Origin of the sequence: Afifella sp. YEN Y35 (assembly GCF_047553465.1) — a bacterium.
GTDB lineage: Bacteria > Pseudomonadota > Alphaproteobacteria > Rhizobiales > Afifellaceae > Afifella > Afifella aestuarii.
In genome coordinates this window covers 1,962,385-1,981,529 of record NZ_CP180203.1, presented here as the reverse complement: position 1 = coordinate 1,981,529, position 19,145 = coordinate 1,962,385, and the positions used below count along the sequence as shown (strand labels likewise).

At 63.9% G+C, this 19,145-nt stretch carries 21 protein-coding genes; 12 read left to right on the top strand and 9 right to left on the bottom strand.

What is annotated here, in order from left to right; genetic code table 11:
• Window positions 1–50: 50 nt before the first annotated feature.
• Together gor and ACK8CP_RS09355 are read left to right on the top strand one after the other, a co-directional pair.
• Window positions 51–1,454, top strand: a complete 1,404-nt coding sequence (gor, locus tag ACK8CP_RS09360; RefSeq protein WP_414834116.1) for a glutathione-disulfide reductase — start codon at window positions 51–53, stop codon at window positions 1,452–1,454.
• 163 nt (window positions 1,455–1,617) lie between these two features.
• Window positions 1,618–2,211, top strand: a complete 594-nt coding sequence (locus ACK8CP_RS09355; RefSeq protein WP_414834115.1) for a tyrosine-protein phosphatase — start codon at window positions 1,618–1,620, stop codon at window positions 2,209–2,211.
• Window positions 2,212–2,276: 65 nt separating this feature from the next.
• Here ACK8CP_RS09355 and ACK8CP_RS09350 read toward each other — a convergent pair whose 3' ends face one another.
• The 4 genes from ACK8CP_RS09350 to ACK8CP_RS09335 all read right to left on the bottom strand — a co-directional run bounded on the left by ACK8CP_RS09350 (window position 2,277) and on the right by ACK8CP_RS09335 (window position 4,972).
• Complete coding sequence (locus tag ACK8CP_RS09350) at window positions 2,277–2,906, bottom strand: LysE family translocator (protein ID WP_414834114.1); 630 nt, start codon at window positions 2,904–2,906, stop codon at window positions 2,277–2,279.
• 153 nt (window positions 2,907–3,059) lie between these two features.
• The gene (locus ACK8CP_RS09345; RefSeq protein ID WP_414834113.1) at window positions 3,060–4,274 is read right to left on the bottom strand and encodes an MFS transporter; all 1,215 of its coding nucleotides are present in this window, start codon (window positions 4,272–4,274) and stop codon (window positions 3,060–3,062) included.
• 108 nt (window positions 4,275–4,382) lie between these two features.
• The gene (locus ACK8CP_RS09340) at window positions 4,383–4,715 is read right to left on the bottom strand and encodes a type II toxin-antitoxin system HicB family antitoxin (protein WP_414834112.1); all 333 of its coding nucleotides are present in this window, start codon (window positions 4,713–4,715) and stop codon (window positions 4,383–4,385) included.
• Window positions 4,712–4,972 (bottom strand): type II toxin-antitoxin system HicA family toxin, encoded by a 261-nt coding sequence (locus ACK8CP_RS09335; protein WP_414834111.1) that lies wholly within the window; start codon window positions 4,970–4,972, stop codon window positions 4,712–4,714. Before ACK8CP_RS09335 ends, ACK8CP_RS09340 begins: the two co-directional genes overlap by 4 nt.
• A gap of 170 nt (window positions 4,973–5,142) precedes the next feature.
• Here ACK8CP_RS09335 and ACK8CP_RS09330 point away from each other — a divergent pair, with 170 nt between their 5' ends.
• Both ACK8CP_RS09330 and ACK8CP_RS09325 read left to right on the top strand, forming a co-directional pair.
• Window positions 5,143–5,757 (top strand): gamma-glutamylcyclotransferase family protein, encoded by a 615-nt coding sequence (locus ACK8CP_RS09330; RefSeq protein WP_414834110.1) that lies wholly within the window; start codon window positions 5,143–5,145, stop codon window positions 5,755–5,757.
• Window positions 5,758–5,861: 104 nt separating this feature from the next.
• The gene (locus ACK8CP_RS09325) at window positions 5,862–6,209 is read left to right on the top strand and encodes a DUF4440 domain-containing protein (RefSeq protein ID WP_234630711.1); all 348 of its coding nucleotides are present in this window, start codon (window positions 5,862–5,864) and stop codon (window positions 6,207–6,209) included.
• 142 nt (window positions 6,210–6,351) lie between these two features.
• Here the strand turns inward: ACK8CP_RS09325 and ACK8CP_RS09320 are convergent, their stop codons facing one another.
• A complete protein-coding gene (locus tag ACK8CP_RS09320) occupies window positions 6,352–7,548 on the bottom strand; it encodes a carboxylate-amine ligase (protein WP_414834109.1) in 1,197 nt (398 codons plus the stop codon).
• Between the two features lie 192 nt (window positions 7,549–7,740).
• Between ACK8CP_RS09320 and ACK8CP_RS09315 the strand changes: the two genes are divergently transcribed.
• The 4 genes from ACK8CP_RS09315 (at window position 7,741) to ACK8CP_RS09300 (ending at window position 11,782) form a co-directional block, all read left to right on the top strand.
• Window positions 7,741–9,123, top strand: coding sequence for a class II 3-deoxy-7-phosphoheptulonate synthase (locus ACK8CP_RS09315; RefSeq protein ID WP_234630713.1), 1,383 nt, complete (start codon window positions 7,741–7,743; stop codon window positions 9,121–9,123).
• Complete coding sequence (locus ACK8CP_RS09310; protein ID WP_234630714.1) at window positions 9,124–9,516, top strand: GFA family protein; 393 nt, start codon at window positions 9,124–9,126, stop codon at window positions 9,514–9,516. It begins immediately after the preceding gene.
• Between the two features lie 34 nt (window positions 9,517–9,550).
• Window positions 9,551–9,988, top strand: a complete 438-nt coding sequence (locus ACK8CP_RS09305; RefSeq protein ID WP_414834108.1) for a diacylglycerol kinase — start codon at window positions 9,551–9,553, stop codon at window positions 9,986–9,988.
• A gap of 129 nt (window positions 9,989–10,117) precedes the next feature.
• Complete coding sequence (locus ACK8CP_RS09300) at window positions 10,118–11,782, top strand: NAD+ synthase (protein ID WP_414834107.1); 1,665 nt, start codon at window positions 10,118–10,120, stop codon at window positions 11,780–11,782.
• A 14-nt stretch (window positions 11,783–11,796) separates the two neighbouring features.
• Here the strand turns inward: ACK8CP_RS09300 and ACK8CP_RS09295 are convergent, their stop codons facing one another.
• Window positions 11,797–12,246 (bottom strand): hypothetical protein, encoded by a 450-nt coding sequence (locus tag ACK8CP_RS09295; protein WP_414834106.1) that lies wholly within the window; start codon window positions 12,244–12,246, stop codon window positions 11,797–11,799.
• Window positions 12,247–12,517: 271 nt separating this feature from the next.
• Between ACK8CP_RS09295 and ACK8CP_RS09290 the strand changes: the two genes are divergently transcribed.
• Both ACK8CP_RS09290 and ACK8CP_RS09285 read left to right on the top strand, forming a co-directional pair.
• Window positions 12,518–12,697, top strand: coding sequence for a hypothetical protein (locus ACK8CP_RS09290; protein ID WP_128292923.1), 180 nt, complete (start codon window positions 12,518–12,520; stop codon window positions 12,695–12,697).
• A gap of 78 nt (window positions 12,698–12,775) precedes the next feature.
• Window positions 12,776–14,167 (top strand): glutamate--tRNA ligase, encoded by a 1,392-nt coding sequence (locus tag ACK8CP_RS09285; protein ID WP_414834105.1) that lies wholly within the window; start codon window positions 12,776–12,778, stop codon window positions 14,165–14,167.
• Here ACK8CP_RS09285 and ACK8CP_RS09280 read toward each other — a convergent pair.
• Window positions 14,067–15,296, bottom strand: coding sequence for a DUF2865 domain-containing protein (locus ACK8CP_RS09280; RefSeq protein WP_414834104.1), 1,230 nt, complete (start codon window positions 15,294–15,296; stop codon window positions 14,067–14,069). The two genes, ACK8CP_RS09285 and ACK8CP_RS09280, sit on opposite strands and share 101 nt — an antisense overlap.
• A gap of 301 nt (window positions 15,297–15,597) precedes the next feature.
• Between ACK8CP_RS09280 and ACK8CP_RS09275 the strand changes: the two genes are divergently transcribed.
• Both ACK8CP_RS09275 and ACK8CP_RS09270 read left to right on the top strand, forming a co-directional pair.
• A complete protein-coding gene (locus tag ACK8CP_RS09275; protein WP_414834103.1) occupies window positions 15,598–16,626 on the top strand; it encodes a fumarylacetoacetate hydrolase family protein in 1,029 nt (342 codons plus the stop codon).
• Window positions 16,623–16,976: a hypothetical protein gene (locus tag ACK8CP_RS09270; protein WP_128292933.1), complete on the top strand. Its 354-nt coding sequence runs from the start codon at window positions 16,623–16,625 to the stop codon at window positions 16,974–16,976. The genes ACK8CP_RS09275 and ACK8CP_RS09270 overlap by 4 nt, the downstream gene beginning before the upstream one ends.
• 51 nt (window positions 16,977–17,027) lie before the next feature.
• On the opposite strand, the gene cimA is transcribed toward ACK8CP_RS09270, so the two are convergent.
• On the bottom strand, window positions 17,028–18,638 hold the full coding sequence (gene cimA, locus ACK8CP_RS09265) for a citramalate synthase (protein WP_414834102.1): 1,611 nt from the start codon (window positions 18,636–18,638) through the stop codon (window positions 17,028–17,030).
• On the bottom strand, window positions 18,635–19,123 hold the full coding sequence (locus tag ACK8CP_RS09260; protein WP_414834101.1) for a GFA family protein: 489 nt from the start codon (window positions 19,121–19,123) through the stop codon (window positions 18,635–18,637). Before ACK8CP_RS09260 ends, cimA begins: the two co-directional genes overlap by 4 nt.
• Between the last annotated feature and the right edge of the window lie 22 nt (window positions 19,124–19,145).

Sequence of the window (19,145 nt, the reverse complement as noted above, 5' to 3'; positions counted from 1 at the left end):
ATGCGGCGGGGGCGCTCGCCGAGCGACCAGGACGACAAACGGGATCTGCGATGACTGAGCGGCGCTACGACTACGACCTTTTCGTGATCGGGGCCGGTTCAGGCGGGGTCCGTGCGGCCCGCCGGGCGTCCGAAGCTGGCGCCCGGGTCGCTGTTGCCGAGGAAAGCCGTGTCGGCGGCACCTGTGTCATCCGGGGCTGCATCCCGAAAAAGTTCCTGGTCTACGCCTCGCAATTCGGCGAGGCCTTCGAAGACGCCGTCGGTTACGGCTGGTCTTACGAGAATGCGCGCTTCGACTGGCCGACGCTGATCGCCAACAAGGACCGCGAAATCGCTCGTCTTGAAGGCGTCTATCGCAGCAATCTCGAGAAATCGGGCGTCGAACTCATCAACGACCGCGCGGTTCTCGCCGGCGGTCATGAGATCGCGCTGAAACGCACCGGCACCACCGTCTCGGCTGAACGGATCTTGATCGCAACGGGCGGCAGGCCCAATCCGCACCGCGCGCTGCACGGGCATGAGCTCTGCATCACCTCCGACGAGGCCTTTGAGCTTGAAAAGCTGCCGGAGAAGGTGGTGATCGCCGGCGGCGGCTACATCGCGGTGGAGTTTGCCGGGATATTTGCCGCCATGGGCGTGGAGACGACGATCCTCTATCGCGGCAAGGAGATCCTGCAGCGTTTCGACATGGATCTCCGGCGCCTCCTGCACGCCGAATACGAGAACAAGGGCATCCATATCCGCTGCCAGGACGTGCTCGGCCGCATCGAGAAAAAGAGCGATGGCTGGCTGCGCGGGACTTTTTTGGGGGGCGATTGTTATGACGCCGAGCAGATCATGCTCGCCGTCGGCCGCCTGCCCAATACCGAAGGGCTCGGACTTGAAAAGCTCGGTATCCGCCAGGACAAGCGCGGCTCGATCTGCGTCGACGAGTATTCGAAGACCAATGTCGATCATGTCTGGGCGATCGGTGATGTGACCGACCGCATGCAATTGACGCCGGTCGCGATCCACGAGGCGATGTGTTTCGTCGATACGGTCTTCTGCGGGCGCCCGACCAAACCCGATTACGGCAGCGTGGCAACGGCCGTCTTCTCGCAGCCGGAGCTCGGCACCGTTGGCATGACGGAAGACCAGGCGCGCTGCGATATCGACAATCTGGCGATTTACAAGTCGGTCTTCAGGCCCCTGAAGAACACGCTGTCGTGCCGCTCCGAACGCATGCTGATGAAGCTCGTCGTCGATGCCGACACCGACAAGGTCCTGGGCGCGCATGTGCTCGGCCCGGATGCCGGCGAGATGGCGCAGCTTCTGGGTGTTTCCGTCAAGATGGGCGTGACGAAATCCGATTTCGACCGCACCATGGCCGTGCATCCGACCGCGGCGGAAGAACTCGTGACGATGTACAAGCCCTCCTACACGGTGCGCAAAGGCGAAGTGGTCGAGGCGGCGTGAGGGCAGGCCGATCCGTCCTATCGCCTCGTTCGCCGTAAGCTCCGCTTCAGGCAAGTGACATAAGACCGCCGTCGACATCGATGGACGGCAGCATGAAGCGGAAGATTGCGAACGGAACTGCTTGCATTGCGGTTGCCAGGGGGACGAAGGCGGGATGATGAGATTGCCGAAACTTCGCCTGAGGGGCGTCTGGGGGCGGCGCCTGGGGGTTTTCTGCCTTGGGCTTTCGGTTCTCCTTTTGGGAGGCGCAGGCAGTTACGCGGGCTACACCTATCTCAACGACAATTTCCACGTGGTGAAGGCCGGAAGCCTTTATCGCTCGGCGCAGCCCACACCGGAGCTGCTGGCCGACTGGAAGCAGCGCTATGGGCTGACGACCGTCGTGAACCTGCGCGGCGCCAATCCCGGCGCGCCGTGGTACGAGGCGGAAAAGGCGGCTGCAGCGCGCCTCGGGCTTCGCCTCATCGATTACAAGCTCTCGGCGAAGCGCGTCCTGTCGGGTGAAGAGACCTCGGGGCTCGTGTCGCTCCTCGCCGGGCTGGACGGACCGACGCTCGTCCATTGCATGAGCGGCGCCGACCGCAGCGGCATCGCCTCCGCCTATTATCTCGCAAGCGTCGCCAAGGCGGGCGAAGAGGAGGCGGAAGGCCAGCTGTCGCTCTGGTACGGCCATGTGCCGCTTTGGCTTTCGCCCTTCTACGCCATGGATATTTCCTTCGAGGCGGCGGAGCCGGGCTTCGGCTATCTCGATTCGTGAAGCTGGCGTCGGCGTATCGAAGAGGGCGCAAACCCAAGCAACTTCTTACTTTGTCAGTCTGCGACCTAGCTGTTCCTGGAGAGGGCGAGGCCAACGCCACTCGCCACAAACAGGCCGCCGGTCGTCTTGCGAATGCGGCTCATCACCTTCCTGGAGAGTTCGAGGCCCCGCACCCATGCTCCAACGCAGCCGTAAAACAGTGCAACGGAAAACGCGATGAACGCAACAACCGCGACCATTCCGCCAAGCTGCGCGAAGCTGTTCCCCTCAAGCGAAAGAAACTGAGGAAACAAGGCTGTGAAGAAGGCGATCGCCTTGGGATTGCTGATGGCCACGGTAAAGCCGCTCATGAAGAGTTTCCGACGTGCCGTTTTGCACCGATCAACGTCGGCGTGAACCTGAAGCCGGCGGGATGCGGTGCGCCAGATCTGAACGCCGACATAGATGAGATAGGCCGCTCCCGCGTATTTGAGAGCGAGGAGGAGGCTGCCCGAGCTCGTAATCAGAAGTCCGAGCCCGACGGAGGCGGCGGTCGCTTGAAGCGTCGACGCCAGGGCGTTGCCGAAAGCCGTCGATATGGAGCGTAGCCACCCATGCGCCGCCCCGTGGGCAAACGCGATAAGTGTGCTCGGCCCGGGAACCAGGGAGACGCCCAGGACCGTAGCGGCGAAGATGATCCAGTAGTGCAAATCCATGGGAACCCCACCGCTCAGGGCTGTCGTCGCGGTCGATCATGCAGCGGGGCTCAATTTCCTTCAACTGGCGCGAAATGTCCTGGGCGCTCGACGAGCATTGAATGCAATCGTTGACGAGGGGAGACATGGCGAGTTGGCCCGCCGGTGATGTCTTCAGCCGCGCAGCCTGAGCCGCACCGCGCTCCATGTGGCCAGGAGGCCTCCGAGGCCGAGAAGCGAGAAGGTGAGGCCCCAGGAGGTCGGCAGGGAGAGCGCCTGGCTGCGCGCCAGATCGAGCACGCTGCCGGCGGCCATCGGCGCAACGGCGCCCGCGCCGAAGCCGAGGAGCGAGCGAACGGCCAGCACCTTTCCGAGAACGCCGGGCGTCGTCGTCTCCGTCAGCGCGACGGTCAGCACCGGGGAATCGGCGATGGACGTCACCGCCTGCATCATGGCGAGCGTGATCAGGATTGCGAGCGGCGCGGCGACGAGCCAGCCGATGGAAAAGGAGAGCGCGGTCGACAGGGCAGCGATGCCGACGAGCACGCTCTTGCGGCCGAGACGGTCCGACAGCCCGCCCATGGAAAAGGTGGCGCCGGAGGCGAGGAGATGCATCGCCGCGATCAGGATGGCGCTCTGTCCGCTGGCGAGCCCGATGCCGTGGCCGGAGAGTGCGAAGGCGGCGGCGAGAAGGGCCGGCATCCACGCCCAGCCGCCGAGAAGCTCCCAGCAATGGAAGACGTAGCCGGCGGTCAAGAGCCTGGTGTCGCGCGCCCGCCAGATGGCGTCGAAGAGGCCTTCACCCTTCGGCCGTTTGTGGATGGTGTTCGACGTTTCTCGGAGAAGCAGGAGAATGAGGACGGCGCCGATCGCCGGCGTCGCGCCGCAGACGATGAAGGCGACCTGCCAGCCGCCGAGCGACAGCGCAGCCCCCGTCAGAGCGAGTGAGAAGGCATAACCGACGGATGTCGACCCGATGAGCCAGCCCATCGCGGTGCCGCGGCGGCGGTCCGTCGCCATCTCCGAAAACACCATGACGAGCGGCGTGTAGATGCCGCCCTGGGCGAGCCCGGTGAGGCCGTAGAGGACGATCGCGCTCGACCAGTCGCGGGCAAAGAGGCCGAAGGCGAGCGAGGTGATGCCGGTCGCGATCGCTGAGACCTGCACCATGCGCTTGGCGCCGAAATAATCGGACGCCCAGGCGAAGAGGAAGAGCGAGACGGAATAGGAGAGCGTGAAAGCGGAGACGACGGCACCGGCGCGGGTCGCGGAGATTCCCCATGCGCTCTGCAGCACAGGGATCGAGGCGGCGCCGGTCATGAAGCTCGCATAGAGGAAGACGCGCGACAGGCAGACGAGGATCGTCCACCGTCCGACGGATTGAGCCATGAGGTGTCCTTCAGCGCCCGAGCGGCGCAGGCGAGCTATCGCTCAAAGACCGTGGGAGGTGGTGGCGTCAAGGGCGACAGGTGAGGTCAAGGTGAAAGCCGCGCTGGTTCACTCCGTGACGGCGCGTTCGAGGACGCTGGTGACGAGCTTGTTGAGGCTGACACCAGCACGCCTTGCCGCCGAAACGAGCTCGCGATGCAGGCGCGGCTCGGCGCGGACGACGAACTGCCCGGAATAGGGGCGTTCAGGCTCTTCCCCGCGCTCCCGGCAGAAGGTGAGGTAATCCTCCACAGACTCTTCGAGCGCCGTCTTGAGTTCATCGACGGAATTGCCCTGGAATGTGATCACGTCGCGCAGATTGACGACCTCGCCATGGAAGGTTTCGGCGTCTTCATCGAAGTTCACGACGGCCTCGTAGCCTTTGTAATGCATCATGTTCATGGCCGAACTCCCGCCTCGCTCAAAAAACGCCGAACCGAACGCAAGGCTCCCTTGTCAGTCTCCTTCTGCGGATGTGGTCTGTGAAAGACCGCACGAACGCCGTTGAGTGCGACCCGCACGCGCGAGCCTTGACCCTCGGTGATCTCCGCTCCGAGGGCGCGCAGGGCTGCTTCGATGTCGCGCCACGCGAGCCCCGCTTGAAGAGGCTCCGAGAAGATTGCCTTGATCGTCACCCGGTGTCTTCGGCTAAGTTTCATATGATATCACATATCGGTATCGTTCAAGATGTTTCAGCGTTGCGGGGTTTTTTGGAATTGGTTGAGGCGGGCGCCAGTCACGCTTTAAAGTTGAGGATTTCCACGCGAAAAGCCAGACGGCAGACGGGATCGGCCCTGCGTCTTTATGCTCCAGCGAGGGCTGGCGGCCCATGCGAGATCACCACCTGGAGGAGAGAACTGTGTTCACCTGTTTCGGCTACGGCTCGCTCGTCAATGCCGCGACGCTGATCCCGGATGTCGTCGCCGTGCCCGGCAAGCTCCGCGGCTGGCGACGGGCCTGGCGCCATTCCGGCGCCTCGAGCTATGGCGGCCGCTGCACGCTGACGGTGGTGCCAGATGCGGGCTGCGAGATCTGGGGTGCGATCGTGGCCTTGCCGCACGAGGAACGCCCGGCGCTCGACCGGCGCGAGGCGCAATATGACGTGGTGGCCCCCTCCGAAGAGGCCGTGACCTGGCTTGCAGGGCGTCCGGAAGGCTGGCCCGACCCGCATCTCTATGTCGGCCATGAAGAGTACGGGCGGCCGGGTGACGCCGACAATCCGATCATGCTGTCTTATCTCGACGTGGTGCTGTCGGGCTTTCACGCTGTCTATGGCGAGGCGGGGATTGCGCATTTTCTGGAGACGACGGCGGATTGGCATGTGCCGATCCTCGATGACCGCGCTGCCCCGCGCTATCCGCGCGCACTCTCTTTGGACGAGCGTCAACACGCGCGCGTCGACGAAGCCATTGCCGCCGCCGGTGCAACGAAGATCTCGCTTTAGTGTTATACACATAGAAGAACTTCTATGTTTGAAGGCTCTTCTGTATAAAAGACGATGCGGAGAGCTGGCCATAAGAGCCGGCCGAAACCTGGGAGGCATAGCCAATGATGGACGATGTGAAAGTATGGTCTGGCGAGAAACGTTTCTGGCTGGAAGGATCTGAGGCTTTCGACGCTCTTATGGACGACGAATGCCTGATGGTGTTTCCGGGTATGGGCGTGATGCCGGCGATGGAAACACGCGATGCGCTGCGCCACGCGCCGCGCTGGTCATCGGTCGACTTTGCTGATTGCAAGATCGCCCGCCCCGACGCCGACACGCTGGTGCTCGCCTACAAGGCGGAGGGCCATCGTGACGGTGACACGCCGTACCGGGCCTATTGCAGCTCCACCTATCGCTGCCACGATCACAGGTGGAAGCTCGTGCAGCATCAGCAGACGCCATTGCGGTGACGGGCTGACACGCGTCGTGAAGGAGAGATCGCTTCCGATGCGAAACCCTCTTGAGGAGGGAAAATCGGAGGCGGTCTGATCAGAGGCCCGGAAGGCAAGAAAATCGGCCAGAGACGGTTGGAAACCGCCTATGCGGGGCCGGTCAGAGATGCGGTCGCGGCATGACCGACATTTCCGCTGTCTTGTCGCCCGGCCGCGCCGGGCGGCAGCCGATGAGTGTTTCGGCAACGAGATGGTCGACGACGGCTTTGAGTGCCTCGTCTTCGCTCGCACCATCTTTCAGAGCTTTTTCGTAGGTGGCGATCTGCTTGTCGGCGCTGGTGCCGCCCGAGGCGATGGCGCGGATGCGCTCCACCTCAGACGTACAGCCGAAATGGTCGGCGTCTTCCGCGATGAGATCGATCAGTTCGCCGACGAGGTCGACGAACGGGACGACGGCGCCGCGGCCGAAATCGATGAGGTTCCCGGCCGCGCCGTGGCGCTGCGCGATCCAGCGGTTTTCCGCAATGAGTGTCATCGGATAATGCCGCCAGCGCTGGTTCTTGCGCCTGAGGCGCCAGAGCATGCGGGCGAGACAGCGGAAAGTGGCGGCGATCGCGATCGCATCGTCGAGACGGGTGCACACATCGGTGATCCGCATCTCGATCGTCGGAAAGCGCACCGAGGGGCGGAGGTCCCACCAGATCTTGGTCGCATCCTCGATGACGCCGGCGCCCGTCAGAACGGAGACGAAGCGCTCGAACTCGCCGAAGGACGAGAAACGCTCCGGCGGGCCGGAACGCGGCAAAGCATCGAAAACGGTAAGACGGAAGGATTTGAGCCCCGCCTTGCGCCCCTGCCAGAACGGCGAGGAGGTGGAGAGACAAAGAAGATGCGGCAGGAAATACGCGAGCTGATTGTGCAGATCCATCCGCAGCTCGTCGTCCTCGACGCCCACATGCACATGCATGCCGCAGATGATGAGCCGCCGGCCGACCACCTGCAGGCTTTCGGCGATTTCCCGATAGCGCGGCTTGTCGGTGGCGCGCTGGTCCCGCCATTTGGCGAAGGGGTGCGTGGAGGCCGCCATCGGGGCGAGGCCGTATTTGTCGGCCTCTTCGGCGATCGTGCCACGAAGCTCGGCGAGGGCGGCTCGTGCAGCCGGAAAATCGGCGCAGACGGGCGTGCCGACTTCGATCTGGCAGCGCAGAAATTCCGGCGCCACCGAATTGCCGTGAGTTTCCTGGCAGGCGGCAAGAAGTTCGGCCGGCGGGTCGACGCACAAATCGCGACTCGTCTTGTCGACGAGGAGGTATTCCTCCTCGATACCGATGGTGAAGCGTGGTTCGTCGCGATCCATCCTTGGATTGTGCGGGCTCGCCGGCCTCGGCGCAAGCACAACCAAACCGTTATACCGCGTATCGGCGTCGCGGGTCGCGATCGCTTGGGTTGACGCTCAAGGCCTAAGGGGCGATAGCGTTGCGGCGAACTGCCGCCGGTCACGAGGACCGGGGTTCCGGCCATATGGGCCGTCTTTTTGAAAGTTGGTGCGATGGAAACGAAGTGGACGCCGTCGAGCTGGAGATCCCGGCCGATCGAGCAGGTGCCGGATTATCCAGATCCTGAGCTTCTCGCCAGTGTCGAGGGCCGCCTTGCCGCCTATCCGCCGCTCGTTTTTGCAGGCGAAGCCCGCAAGCTGAAGCGGCATCTCGGCGAAGTGGCCGAGGGGCGCGCTTTTCTCTTGCAGGGCGGCGATTGCGCCGAGAGCTTTGCCGAGCATGGCGCCGACAACATTCGCGATTTCTTCCGTGTCTTCCTGCAGATGGCCGTGGTTCTGACTTTTGCAGGCCGTTCGCCGGTGGTGAAGGTCGGCCGCATCGCCGGCCAGTTCGCCAAGCCGCGCTCCGCGCCGACGGAAAAGCAGGGCGATCTCGAGCTGCCGACCTATCGCGGCGACATCATCAACGGCATCGAGTTCGAAGATGCCGTGCGCCAGCCGGACCCGATGCGCCTTGAAATGGCGTACCGGCAGTCGGCCGCGACGCTCAATCTTCTGCGCGCCTTCGCCCAGGGTGGCTTCGCCAATCTGGAGCATGTGCACCAATGGATGCTGGGCTTCATCCAGGACAGCCCGCAGGCCTCCCGCTACCAGGCGCTCGCCGATCAGATCAGCGAGACGCTCGGCTTCATGCATGCGATCGGGCTCGACGCGGAATCGACGCCTTCACTGCGCCAGACGGATTTCTTCACCAGCCACGAGGCGCTGCTCTTGGGTTACGAGCAGGCGCTGACGCGCGTCGATTCCACCTCCGGCGACTGGTACGCGACGTCGGGTCATATGCTGTGGATCGGCGATCGCACGCGCCAGCCGGATCATGCGCATATCGAATTTTGCCGGGGCGTGAAGAACCCGATCGGTTTGAAATGCGGTCCCTCGCTCGATGCCGACGGGCTGTTGCGGCTCATCGATATCCTGAACCCGACGAACGAGGCGGGCCGGCTCACCCTCATCACCCGCTTCGGTTCGGAAGAGATCGGCAAGTACCTGCCGAAGCTCATCCGCAAGGTGGAGCGCGAGGGCCGCAAAGTCGTGTGGTCGTGCGACCCGATGCACGGCAACACGGTGAAGGCGGCGAACGGCTACAAGACGCGCCCCTTCAGCTCGATCCTCGGCGAGGTGGAGAGCTTCTTCGCCATCCACGCGGCGGAAGGAAGCCATGCCGGCGGCGTGCATATCGAGATGACCGGCAAGAACGTGACGGAATGCCTGGGTGGCGCGCGTCCGGTGGAGGTGGAGCATCTCTCCGACCGCTACCACACGCATTGCGATCCGCGCCTCAACGCCGATCAGGCGCTGGAGCTGGCTTTCCTGATTGCCGAATTGCTGCGTAAGGACCGGATGAGCCGCGAAGCGCGTCAGCGCGCTTCGGCCTGAATGACCGAACTTTCCGGCAGCTGCCTGTGCGGCGCGGTGCGCTTCTCCGTTTCCGGAGAAGTGCGCCAGGTCGTTTCCTGCCACTGCACCCAGTGCCGCAAGCAATCGGGGCATTTCTGGGCGACGAGTGCGGCCAGGAAGGCCGACATGGAGATCGTCGGCACGGAATATGTGCGCTGGTATCAGGCCACGGCGGAGGCCCGCCGTGGCTTCTGCGAATTGTGCGGATCGCTTCTCTTCTTTGAAGGAAAGGGCCGTGAAGACGTGGCTTTTTCCGCCGGAGCACTCGACGGCGAGACGGGTCTTAAGACCGAAGCGCATGTTTTTGTGGCGGAGAAGGGCGACTATTACCAGATAGCTGCCGGGGAACCGCAGTTCGACGGTCGCGATTAAGCCGAGTAGTCGACATAGCCGAGGTGAGATGCCCGTGAACGAGACGCCGAGACAGGGCCGCGATTCCGTCGCTGGAAACGGCAAACGCCAGGCCGCCCTTCCCGGACAGGGCGGGCTGAAGCGGATCATGTCGGCGTCCTCGAATTCCATGCGCGGCTTGAAGAATGCGATCGGAACCGAAGCGGCCGTGCAGCAGGAGATGGCCGTGCTCGCGATCGGCGTGCCGCTCTCCTTCTTCATTGCCAGCAATCCGTGGATCTGGCTTGCCATGGTCGGCTCGCTCTTCTTCATCCTGACGGTCGAGCTCCTCAACACGGCGATCGAGCGCCTGTGCAACCACGTGACGCCCGAGCATCACGAGGCGATCCGTGTGACCAAGGACATCGCATCCGCTGCCGTGTTTTTTGCACTGTCCCTTGGCGGGCTCATCTGGGCGGTTGCCGTCATCGAGCGCTTTGGCTGGCTGCACTGATCCTGCCGACCTCGGTCACGCTCCCGACCGGCCCCTCGTCTCGCGGGCTCCTGACCGTTCGACCGTTTCAGCCATTGCTGCTGAAGCGCCGCGGGATTAACTGACAGGGGTCAGAGGGAGAGGGGCTTCATGACCACCGACACTCTGCGCATCGCCCTTGCGCAGCTCAACCCGATCGTGGGTGACGTTTCCGGCAACCTGAAGAAGGCGCTGAAGGCGCACGGCGAGGCCGCGAAAGCGGGTGCCGATCTCATCGTCTACAGCGAGCTCTTCCTCTCCGGCTATCCGCCGGAGGATCTGGTGCTTCGCCGGGCCTTCCAGGATGCCTGCCTGGAGGCACTCGATGAACTTGTGGCGGCCACGGCGGATGGTGCCCCCGGAATTCTCATCGGGCTTCCCTATCGCGACAACGGCAACCTTCATAATTCCGTGGCGCTTGCCGATGGCGGCGAATTGATCGGTCTGCGCCATAAGGTCGACCTGCCCAATTACGCCGTCTTCGACGAAAAGCGGGTCTTCGATGCGGGCCCGCTGCCCGGCCCCATCGGCTTTCGCGGCGTGCGCCTTGGCATACCGATCTGCGAGGACATCTGGACCGACGAGGTGACGGAATGTCTGGCCGAGACGGGGGCTGAGCTTCTGATCGTGCCGAACGGGTCGCCCTACGAGCGCATCAAGCCGGACGTGCGCATGCAGGTGGCCCTGGAGCGCGTCGTCGAAACCGGCCTGCCGATGATCTATCTGAACCAGGTCGGCGGTCAGGACGAACTCGTCTTCGATGGTGGTTCGTTCGGCTTCGAGCTCGATCGTCGGCTCGCTTTTCAGATGCCGCAGTTCGAGGAATCCGTGGCGCTCACCCTCTGGGAGCGCAGCGACGCGGGCTGGACATGCCGTGAAGGCCCGATGGCGCGGCTGTCGGACCAGATGACGGCCGACTGGCGCGCCTCCGTTCTGGGCCTCAAGGATTACGTCAGCAAGAACCGCTTTCCGGGCGTGGTGCTGGGGCTTTCCGGCGGCATCGATTCAGCGATCTGTGCCGCGATTGCCGTCGATGCGCTGGGGCCGGAGCGCGTGCATTGCGTGATGATGCCCTACCGCTATACCTCGTCGGAGAGCCTCAAGGACGCCAAGGAATGCGCCGAGGCGCTCGGCGTGCGCTATGACATCGTGCCGATCGCCGAGGCGGTCGAGGGCTTCGACCGGATGCTGGAGGAGCTTTTCGCCGGCCATCCCTCGGACGTGACGGAAGAGAATATCCAGTCACGCGTCCGCGGGACGCTCTTGATGGCGATCTCCAACAAGTTCGGCTCCATGGTCGTGACGACGGGCAATAAGTCGGAAATGTCCGTCGGCTACGCGACCCTCTATGGCGACATGAACGGCGGCTTCAACCCGATCAAGGATCTCTACAAGACTGAGGTCTACCGCCTGTCGCGCTGGCGCAATGACAACCGCCCCGAGGGGCTTCTCGGGCCCGAGGGCGTCGTCATTCCGGAGAACATCATCGACAAGGCTCCGACGGCGGAGTTGCGCGAGGGGCAGAAGGATCAGGATTCGCTTCCCCCTTACGAGATCCTCGACGGCATCCTTCAGGGCCTGGTGGAGCGCGAGGAAAGCGCCGCCGAACTCATCGAAAAGGGCTACGAGGCCGATACGGTGAAGCGGGTGCAGAAGCTTCTTTATATCGCCGAATACAAACGGCGGCAGGCAGCACCCGGCGTGAAAATCTCGTCCAAGAACTTCGGCCGCGACCGGCGCTATCCGATCGTCAACGGCTGGCGCGATGCGGTGTGAGGGCTCGCCTCGGGTCAGCCCGGCGGGTTGATCGTCTTGACGAGAATTTTTCCGTCGCTCTTGTCGAACCAGACTTCGCCATTGCCGATCATCGCGCCCTGATCGCGGATGAAGAGCGCGCCGTAGCTCGCATCTTCGATCGCCGAACGCACGCCGGGCGTGAAGATGTCGTCGAAGGCGGCGAGAAACGCGTCGCGATCGGCATAGGTCTGGGCACCGTCCGGCCCGTAGACATTCAGCGGGTAGCGCATCATGGCGGCGAGCGCGTCATGATCGTCTGAGCGCGTCGCCTCCTGCAAATGGCTCACGAAGTCGCGCGCCTCGGCGGGGTTGTCGATGCCGGCCATGTCGAGACGCTCGTCGACCGGGCAGGGGGCATTCGGGTCGGTGCACGCATCGGCGAAAGCGGACGAAGCGGTCGCGGCGAGGAGGCCTGCGGCAAGATATAGGCTACGGCTCCACATCGTCTGATCTCCTCTCGCTCTCAAATGTCGTCGCGATAATGCTCGCGCACGGAATACAACTCGCGCTATCTTGAATTGTTCAAAATCAAAATGGGGCGTGGATAAAGCAAGATCGCTGTGGTTCCTCAGCGGTTGCTGCAAGCCTCGCGCAAGCTTCCCCGATTAGAGTGCAACGGCAGGATCAGATCTATCTTTTGCCTGCATCGTTTGCTTCGTCATCGCCCTTCCGCCCCAAGCTCGAGGGTCGGGGCGGCGTGACCGGGAGACGGAAATGTCGGGCGACATGAAGGTGACGGCCTCCAGGATCGACCGGGTCGAGCGGATCCGTGCGATGCTGGAGATCCGCGAACGTATGAAAGAGGCGCGCCGCCGCTCGAAGCATGACGACGAGACGGATGAAGACCGCCTCGCGATCGAAGGGCCGAAGCGTTCCTACGAGGACGCGGAATAGTCTTTCACGCCCTTTGCAGGTCAGAACAGCTTTCGTCGCGATTGCGCCTTGGCGGGCGAAAAGCTAAGTCCCCTCGCCATGGCTTCTCCGATCGTTCGTTTCGCGCCGTCGCCGACCGGCCGCATTCATGCCGGCAACGCCCGCACTGCGCTCTACAATTGGTTCTTCGCCCAGAAAGAGGGCGGAAAGTTCATCCTGCGCTTCGACGACACCGACGAGGCGCGCTCGACGCGCGAATTCGCCGATGCGATCGAGGAGGATCTCGCCTGGCTCGGGATTTCGCCGGACCGCATCGAGCGTCAGTCACTCAGGCTGGCATCGTATGAAGAGGCGGCCGAGGCGCTGAAGGCCGCCGGGCTGCTTTATCCCTGTTATGAGACGCCGGAAGAGCTGGAGCGGCAAAGGAAGCGCCGGCTCGGCCGCGGCCTGCCGCCGGTCTACGACCGCCGGGCGCTGAAGCTGACGGACGAAGAGCGGACAGCATTCGAGGCGGAGGGAAGACAGCCGCATTGGCGGTTTCTTTTGCCGAATTTCTCCGACGACCCGTTCGCGACCGTGCGCACCGAGCGGAGCTGGGAAGACGTCTTCCGTGGCCCGCAATCCGTCGATCTTGCGTCTCTGTCCGATCCCGTGCTCGTGCGCGGCGACGGCACGTTTCTCTATACGCTGCCTTCCGTGGTCGATGATCGCGATATGGGCGTCACCCATGTCCTGCGCGGCGACGACCATGTGACCAACACCGGCGTGCAGCTTGCGCTTTTCGAGGCGCTTCAGGCGACGCCGCCGGCCTTCGGTCACCACAACCTGTTGCAGACGGAGGCGGGCGAGGGCTTTTCCAAGCGTTACGAATCTCTGTCTCTGGCGGCGCTCCGTCGCGATGGCATCGAAGCGGTGGCGCTTGCCGCCTATGCGAGCCTCATTGGCACAGGCCAGTCGGTGCAGCCGGTGAACGACCTTGCCGAGCTCGTGGCGCTTTTCGATCCGACGAAGGTGAACCGCGCGCCGGCGCGCTTCTCCGTCGGCGAGTTGAAGAACCTCAACTCACGGATCCTTGCGCATCTGCCCTATGAGGCCGTGTCGGAACGGCTGGAGGAGGCGGGCGTCAAGGGCGGCGAAACCTTCTGGCATGCCGTCCAGGGCAATATTGAAAAGCTCGCCGACGCCGCCTTCTGGTGGCGGGTCGTGCGCGATCCCATCGAGCCGGCGATCGAGCCGGAGGATGCGGACTTCCTGCGGCAAGCGGCTGAACTGCTGCCCGAGGAACCCTTCGACGAGACCTCCTGGGGAACCTGGACGCAGGCCGTGAAAGAGAAGACCGGCCGGCGCGGCAAGGGGCTTTTCCTGCCGCTTCGCCGCGCGCTGACGGGCGCTACTTCTGGACCGGAGCTACGAGAACTCCTTCCTTTTTTGGGCCGCCCCAATACACTGGCCCGACTATGCGCACCTTGCTCCGGGACTGAGACCCCGTAGCCTCGTCGCTCTTGCCGGTTGCGGCCTTGCCGGAGCCTGAGCTGGAGAGGTCTTCGTCCGGTGTGGAAGTGGTCTTCGCAGCCGTCTCCTTCGTATCGCCGTTTTCAGGCTCCGAGCCGCCGCTTCCCGTACCTTCTTCGTTTTCGGATGGCGTCTGCGCCGCCGTATCCGGTCCTGCGGGCGCGGTGTCTTCCGTTGCCGTTGTGGGCGTGTCGTTGCCGTCCTCGGATGGCTCTTCCGCGTTGGGGTTGGACGGGCCGCGCAAGGTCGCGATATCGGGGGCGTCCGGACGTGCCTGTGGCAGGCTCTCGGGCCGCGACATCTGCGGCTGCGCGCCAGGCGCCGCGTCGGGGCGCGGCGTCGCGATGATGGAGAAATTGCTGTCGCCGTTCCGGCACGAACAGGCGGCACTCACTTCCTTGCGATACTCGAACGCATTGGGCAGGGCCGCGTAAGGCTCGCCCGACAAGGACATCATATTGGCCGGATTGTCGTCGCCGCTTGGCTGATAATAGAGCTCCGCATCGCCGCCCGGACACATGGACTGGCAGGCGGCCTCGTCCTGCGCGAAACGCTCGGCCGTCGTGGCGAAGCTGATCGGGAAATAATAGCCGTCGCAGCGGCGCACACACAATGTGCGGTAGCTGCCCCCGAAAGACGGGGCGAAGGTCGGCTCGGGGATGCCCGGCGCGGGCTCTGGATAGACAGGCTCCCGCGCCATGAAGGGTTCAATGCCGCAACCGCGCCGGACGAGAAGCTCGCGCACGCGGTCGGCCCTGCGCAGATCCTGCGGGCGGTCATAGCGCATGGAAAGCGCCTCGAGCCTGTCGAGATTGGCGCGCATCCGTTGCATCTGCCCGATCATGTCGGCGCACTGGCGCGATGCCGGGCCTTCCGCGAAGGGAAATCCGCCACCAAGGCAGCCGGCTGCCGCCGCCCGGTCTTCGGCCTGTTGCAGAACGGCCGCCTGCTCCTGCCAGGCCTCTCGGTATTCCTGCGCACGCGGATCGGGTGTCGCCGCCTGGCTTTCCAGCCGCGCAAGCTCCGCTTCGAGGCCCTCGCAGGTGAGCGCATCGGCAGGTTGCGTCGCTGCGACGAGAACCGCGGCGGCAAAAGACGCCGTGATCAAACTGGCTGCTTTTCGCAATGCCTGTCTCCGACCTACCTGGGTACTTTATAATTCTCAAAGATTGGCCAAACTTAGCAGACGTCACCTGAACTGCGCGTGAATGGCCTAGGTGAGATGCGGGGAAAGGCCTGTTCGCGCCGACATCGGAAGGAAAAGACGGCGAGAACGGGTGGTCGGCATGCCGAGTGAGATCGCGGGGTGAGGACCACCATGTGGCCAAAACGGTTGCGGCGCGAGCATTGACCTTGCGCGGCGATGACCTCGGTATCCGACTTGGCGCAGAGACGGGGGATAGCGCGCGATGAGGCTCGCCACGCTCAACGACGGCAGCCGGGATGGAAGCCTTGTCGTGGTCTCCGCCGACAACCGCCGCTACACGCCTGCTGGTGGCATCGCCGGGACGATGCAGGAAGCTTTCGATCGCTGGCAGGAGGCGGAGCCGCAATTGCGGGCGCTCGCCGTCAGGCTCGATATCGGTCAGAGCGAGGGCCGGCCTCTCGTGGAGGCGAACTGCCTTGCGCCGCTGCCGCGCGCCTATCAATGGGCCGAGGCCTCCGTCTATACGCGCCACCTCGAACTCATGCATGGGGGCCGCGGCGAGGACATGCCGGCAAGCTTCTGGGTCGATCCCTTGATCTCGGAGGGCGCGTCCAGCCGTTTTCTGGCGCCGCGCGAACCGATTATGCTGCCGGAAGAGGCGCTGGAACTCGACGGCGGCTTCGGCCTCGATTTCGAGGCGAGCCTTGCCGTCATCACCGACGATGTGCCGATGGGGGTGAGCGCCTCGGAAGCTCTCCGCCACATCAAGCTGATCGCCCTCGTCAATTGCATCACCCTGCGCCATCTCGTGCCCAGCGAGATTGCCAAAGGCTTTGGCTTCTTCAAATCGAAGCCGGCAGCAAGCTTTGCGCCGATCGCTGTCACCCCCGATGAATTTGGCCGCCAATGGCAGGGGGGCAAGCTGGCCGGCAGGCTTCTCGTCACCATCAACACGCGCCGGTTCGGCGACCTCAATCCGGCTCTCGATATGGCTTTCGACTATGGACAGATCATCGCCCACGCAGCCTGCACGCGGCGCCTTCCGGCCGGCTCCTTGATCAGTGCGGGCGCGGTGTCGAACGGCGATCCCGCGCGGGGACCAGGACGGCCGATTTCCTGGGGCGGCAACGGCTATGCCTGCATCGCCGAGATGCGCATGATGGAAACCGTCGATTATGGCCATCCCGATACGCGGTTTCTGACGGACGGAGATGTGGTCCATATCGAAATGGTGGATCCGCGCGGCCAGTCGTGCTTCGGGGCAATCGAACAGGAGGTGAAGCGGATATGAGTGAAACGGGCGAGCGACCGCCACTGTTTGCGAATGCCGCCCAGTTGTGGCGCGGCTTTCTGATCCTCAATCTTCTGATCGTACCCGCGCTTGCGATCCTCGCGGGTCTCTATGGCGATTTCGCCGGCCCGGGGCTGCAGCTCTTCTTCGCCTATCTCGTCACGCTCGTCGGCGTGATCGGCAATTTCACCATCTGGCTGTCGGCGCGCCGGATGAAGCTCAAGCAGCACTGGCTGATCCTCGTCTGGATCCTGTTGTGCCTGGCGACGGCGATCGTCATGGGAGCGGCCTCGCCCATCACCATGATGCTGCATCTGGTGCTGCCAGGTCCGGCTCCAGCAACGCCTTGATCATAGGGGAGAATGCGTGGCGCGGCGGCATGCCCGCCGCGCCGGCGCTTGTTATTCCGCTGCTGCCTGCATTTCCGGCATGGTCTTCACGAGCTTGAAGACCACGGCGTCGAGAAGCGCTTCGAAAGAGGCGTCGATGATGTTGGGCGAAACGCCGACGGTGAACCAGCGATTGCCTTCCCCGTCTCGGCTTTCGATGAGAACTCGGGTCACGGCCTCCGTGCCGCCATTGAGGATACGCACCTTGAAGTCGACGAGTTCGAGATCCTCGATGGCCGAGGAAAGATCGCCGAGATCCTTGCGAAGCGCCCGGTCGAGCGCGTTCACGGGACCGTTGCCTTCCTCCACCGACATGCGCCGCTCGCCGTTGACCTTCACCTTGACGACGGCTTCCGACACGGTGACGAGATCGCCGACGGCATTGTAGCGGCGCTCCACATCGACCCGAAAACCTTCCACTTCAAAGAAGGCCGGCACATGGCCGAGACGCCGGCGGGCGAGAAGCTCCAGCGAGGCATCGGCCGCCTCATAGGCGTAACCCGCTGCCTCGCGCGCCTTGATGTCGGCGAGGAGACCGTCGAGGCGCGGATCTTTGCGGTCGACCTCGAGGCCGAACCGGGCGAGTTCGGCAAGAAGATTCGAGCGACCGGCCTGATCGGAGACCAGCATGCGGCGGCGATTGCCGATCTCCTCGGGCTTCACATGCTCGTAGGTCTCCGGCTCCTTGACGATCGCCGAGGCATGGATGCCCGCCTTGGTGGCGAAGGCCGACGCGCCGACATAAGGCGCCTGTCGGTCGGGCGTGCGGTTCAGGATTTCATCGAAGGCGTGCGATACGTCGGTCAGCGTGGCGAGCGCCTCGCGCGTCACCCCGATCTCGAAGCGCTCGTGATAGGCGGGCTTCAGCATCAAGGTCGGGATCAAGGTGGTGAGGCTCGCATTGCCGCAGCGCTCGCCGACACCGTTCAGCGTGCCCTGGATCTGGCGAACGCCGGCATCGACGGCCGCAAGCGAATTCGCTACCGCATTGCCGGTGTCGTTGTGGGCATGGATGCCGAGTTTATCGCCCGGCACCACCGAGGTGACGTCCCGGACGATCTCCGAGATTTCGTCAGGCAGCGTGCCGCCGTTGGTGTCGCACAGCACGATCCAGCGCGCGCCGGCATCGAGCGCCGTTTTGGCGCAGGCGAGGGCGTAGTCGCGGTTCGCCTTGAAGCCGTCGAAGAAATGCTCGCAATCGAGCATCGCCTCGCGTCCGGCGGCTTTCGCCGCAGCGATGCTCTCGCGGATGCCTTGCAGGTTTTCCTCGTTGGTCGCGCCGAGCGCGACGCGCACGTGATAGTCCCAGCTCTTGGCGACGAAGCAGATCGCCGCCGAATCCGCCTGCAGGAGAGCCTGTATGCCGGGATCGTTGTCGACCGACCGGCCGGCGCGCTTGGTCATGCCGAAGGCGGTGAAGACCGCACGATGCGTCCGCCGGCGCTGGAAAAACTCCGTATCGGCCGGATTGGCGCCCGGGTAGCCGCCCTCGACATAATCGACGCCGAGCCGATCGAGCATGGCCGCGACGGCCGCCTTTTCCTCAAGGGAAAAATCAATGCCCGGCGTCTGCTGGCCGTCTCGAAGTGTCGTGTCGAAAAGGTAGAGCCGTTCTCTGGTCATTGGTGCGCGCCTCCTTCCGGGGGCCAGCTGTTCGTGTCGTGATCGGGGTGTTGATAGGAAACGATGTCGGCGAGAAAGGCCGGAGCTTCGGGATCGTTTTCGGTGCGATGGCCGGGAAGTTCTGCAAGGTGATCGACGAAAGGAACCTTCGCCTCGAGCCCGAACTGCACTTTGGGCGGAATCTTCGCAGGTTCGTCGAAAGCGCCGATGGCGAGCGCGATACCGTCCGGCGCCTCGTAGGTGAGGGGCGTCCCGCAATCCTTGCAGAACCCGCGCCGCACATGGTTGGAGCTCTGGAAATAGGCCGGCGTGCCGCGCGTCCATTCAAGCGTGTCGGGCTTTACCGCCACCAGCGGAGCATAAAAGGCGCCAAAAGCCTTCTGGCACATGCGGCAATGGCAGATGGAGCCGGCCCCGAGCGGTCCCGTCACGCGAAAACGCACCCTGCCGCACTGGCAGCCGCCGCTCATCGTTTCTCCGGGCATCTCTCTGCCTCCCTTATGGCGA

What these genes read in the sequence shown, in the direction of transcription:
- gor (WP_414834116.1), top strand. Translation starts at nt 51, where the DNA reads ATGACTGAGCGGCGCTACGACTACGACCTTTTCGTGATCGGGGCCGGT.
- ACK8CP_RS09350 (WP_414834114.1), bottom strand. Translation starts at nt 2,906, where the DNA reads ATGGATTTGCACTACTGGATCATCTTCGCCGCTACGGTCCTGGGCGTC.
- ACK8CP_RS09345 (WP_414834113.1), bottom strand. Translation starts at nt 4,274, where the DNA reads ATGGCTCAATCCGTCGGACGGTGGACGATCCTCGTCTGCCTGTCGCGC.
- ACK8CP_RS09340 (WP_414834112.1), bottom strand. Translation starts at nt 4,715, where the DNA reads ATGAACATGATGCATTACAAAGGCTACGAGGCCGTCGTGAACTTCGAT.
- ACK8CP_RS09335 (WP_414834111.1), bottom strand. Translation starts at nt 4,972, where the DNA reads ATGAAACTTAGCCGAAGACACCGGGTGACGATCAAGGCAATCTTCTCG.
- ACK8CP_RS09330 (WP_414834110.1), top strand. Translation starts at nt 5,143, where the DNA reads ATGCGAGATCACCACCTGGAGGAGAGAACTGTGTTCACCTGTTTCGGC.
- ACK8CP_RS09325 (WP_234630711.1), top strand. Translation starts at nt 5,862, where the DNA reads ATGATGGACGATGTGAAAGTATGGTCTGGCGAGAAACGTTTCTGGCTG.
- ACK8CP_RS09320 (WP_414834109.1), bottom strand. Translation starts at nt 7,548, where the DNA reads ATGGATCGCGACGAACCACGCTTCACCATCGGTATCGAGGAGGAATAC.
- ACK8CP_RS09315 (WP_234630713.1), top strand. Translation starts at nt 7,741, where the DNA reads ATGGAAACGAAGTGGACGCCGTCGAGCTGGAGATCCCGGCCGATCGAG.
- ACK8CP_RS09310 (WP_234630714.1), top strand. Translation starts at nt 9,124, where the DNA reads ATGACCGAACTTTCCGGCAGCTGCCTGTGCGGCGCGGTGCGCTTCTCC.
- ACK8CP_RS09300 (WP_414834107.1), top strand. Translation starts at nt 10,118, where the DNA reads ATGACCACCGACACTCTGCGCATCGCCCTTGCGCAGCTCAACCCGATC.
- ACK8CP_RS09295 (WP_414834106.1), bottom strand. Translation starts at nt 12,246, where the DNA reads ATGTGGAGCCGTAGCCTATATCTTGCCGCAGGCCTCCTCGCCGCGACC.
- ACK8CP_RS09290 (WP_128292923.1), top strand. Translation starts at nt 12,518, where the DNA reads ATGTCGGGCGACATGAAGGTGACGGCCTCCAGGATCGACCGGGTCGAG.
- ACK8CP_RS09285 (WP_414834105.1), top strand. Translation starts at nt 12,776, where the DNA reads ATGGCTTCTCCGATCGTTCGTTTCGCGCCGTCGCCGACCGGCCGCATT.
- ACK8CP_RS09275 (WP_414834103.1), top strand. Translation starts at nt 15,598, where the DNA reads ATGAGGCTCGCCACGCTCAACGACGGCAGCCGGGATGGAAGCCTTGTC.
- ACK8CP_RS09270 (WP_128292933.1), top strand. Translation starts at nt 16,623, where the DNA reads ATGAGTGAAACGGGCGAGCGACCGCCACTGTTTGCGAATGCCGCCCAG.
- cimA (WP_414834102.1), bottom strand. Translation starts at nt 18,638, where the DNA reads ATGACCAGAGAACGGCTCTACCTTTTCGACACGACACTTCGAGACGGC.
- ACK8CP_RS09260 (WP_414834101.1), bottom strand. Translation starts at nt 19,123, where the DNA reads ATGCCCGGAGAAACGATGAGCGGCGGCTGCCAGTGCGGCAGGGTGCGT.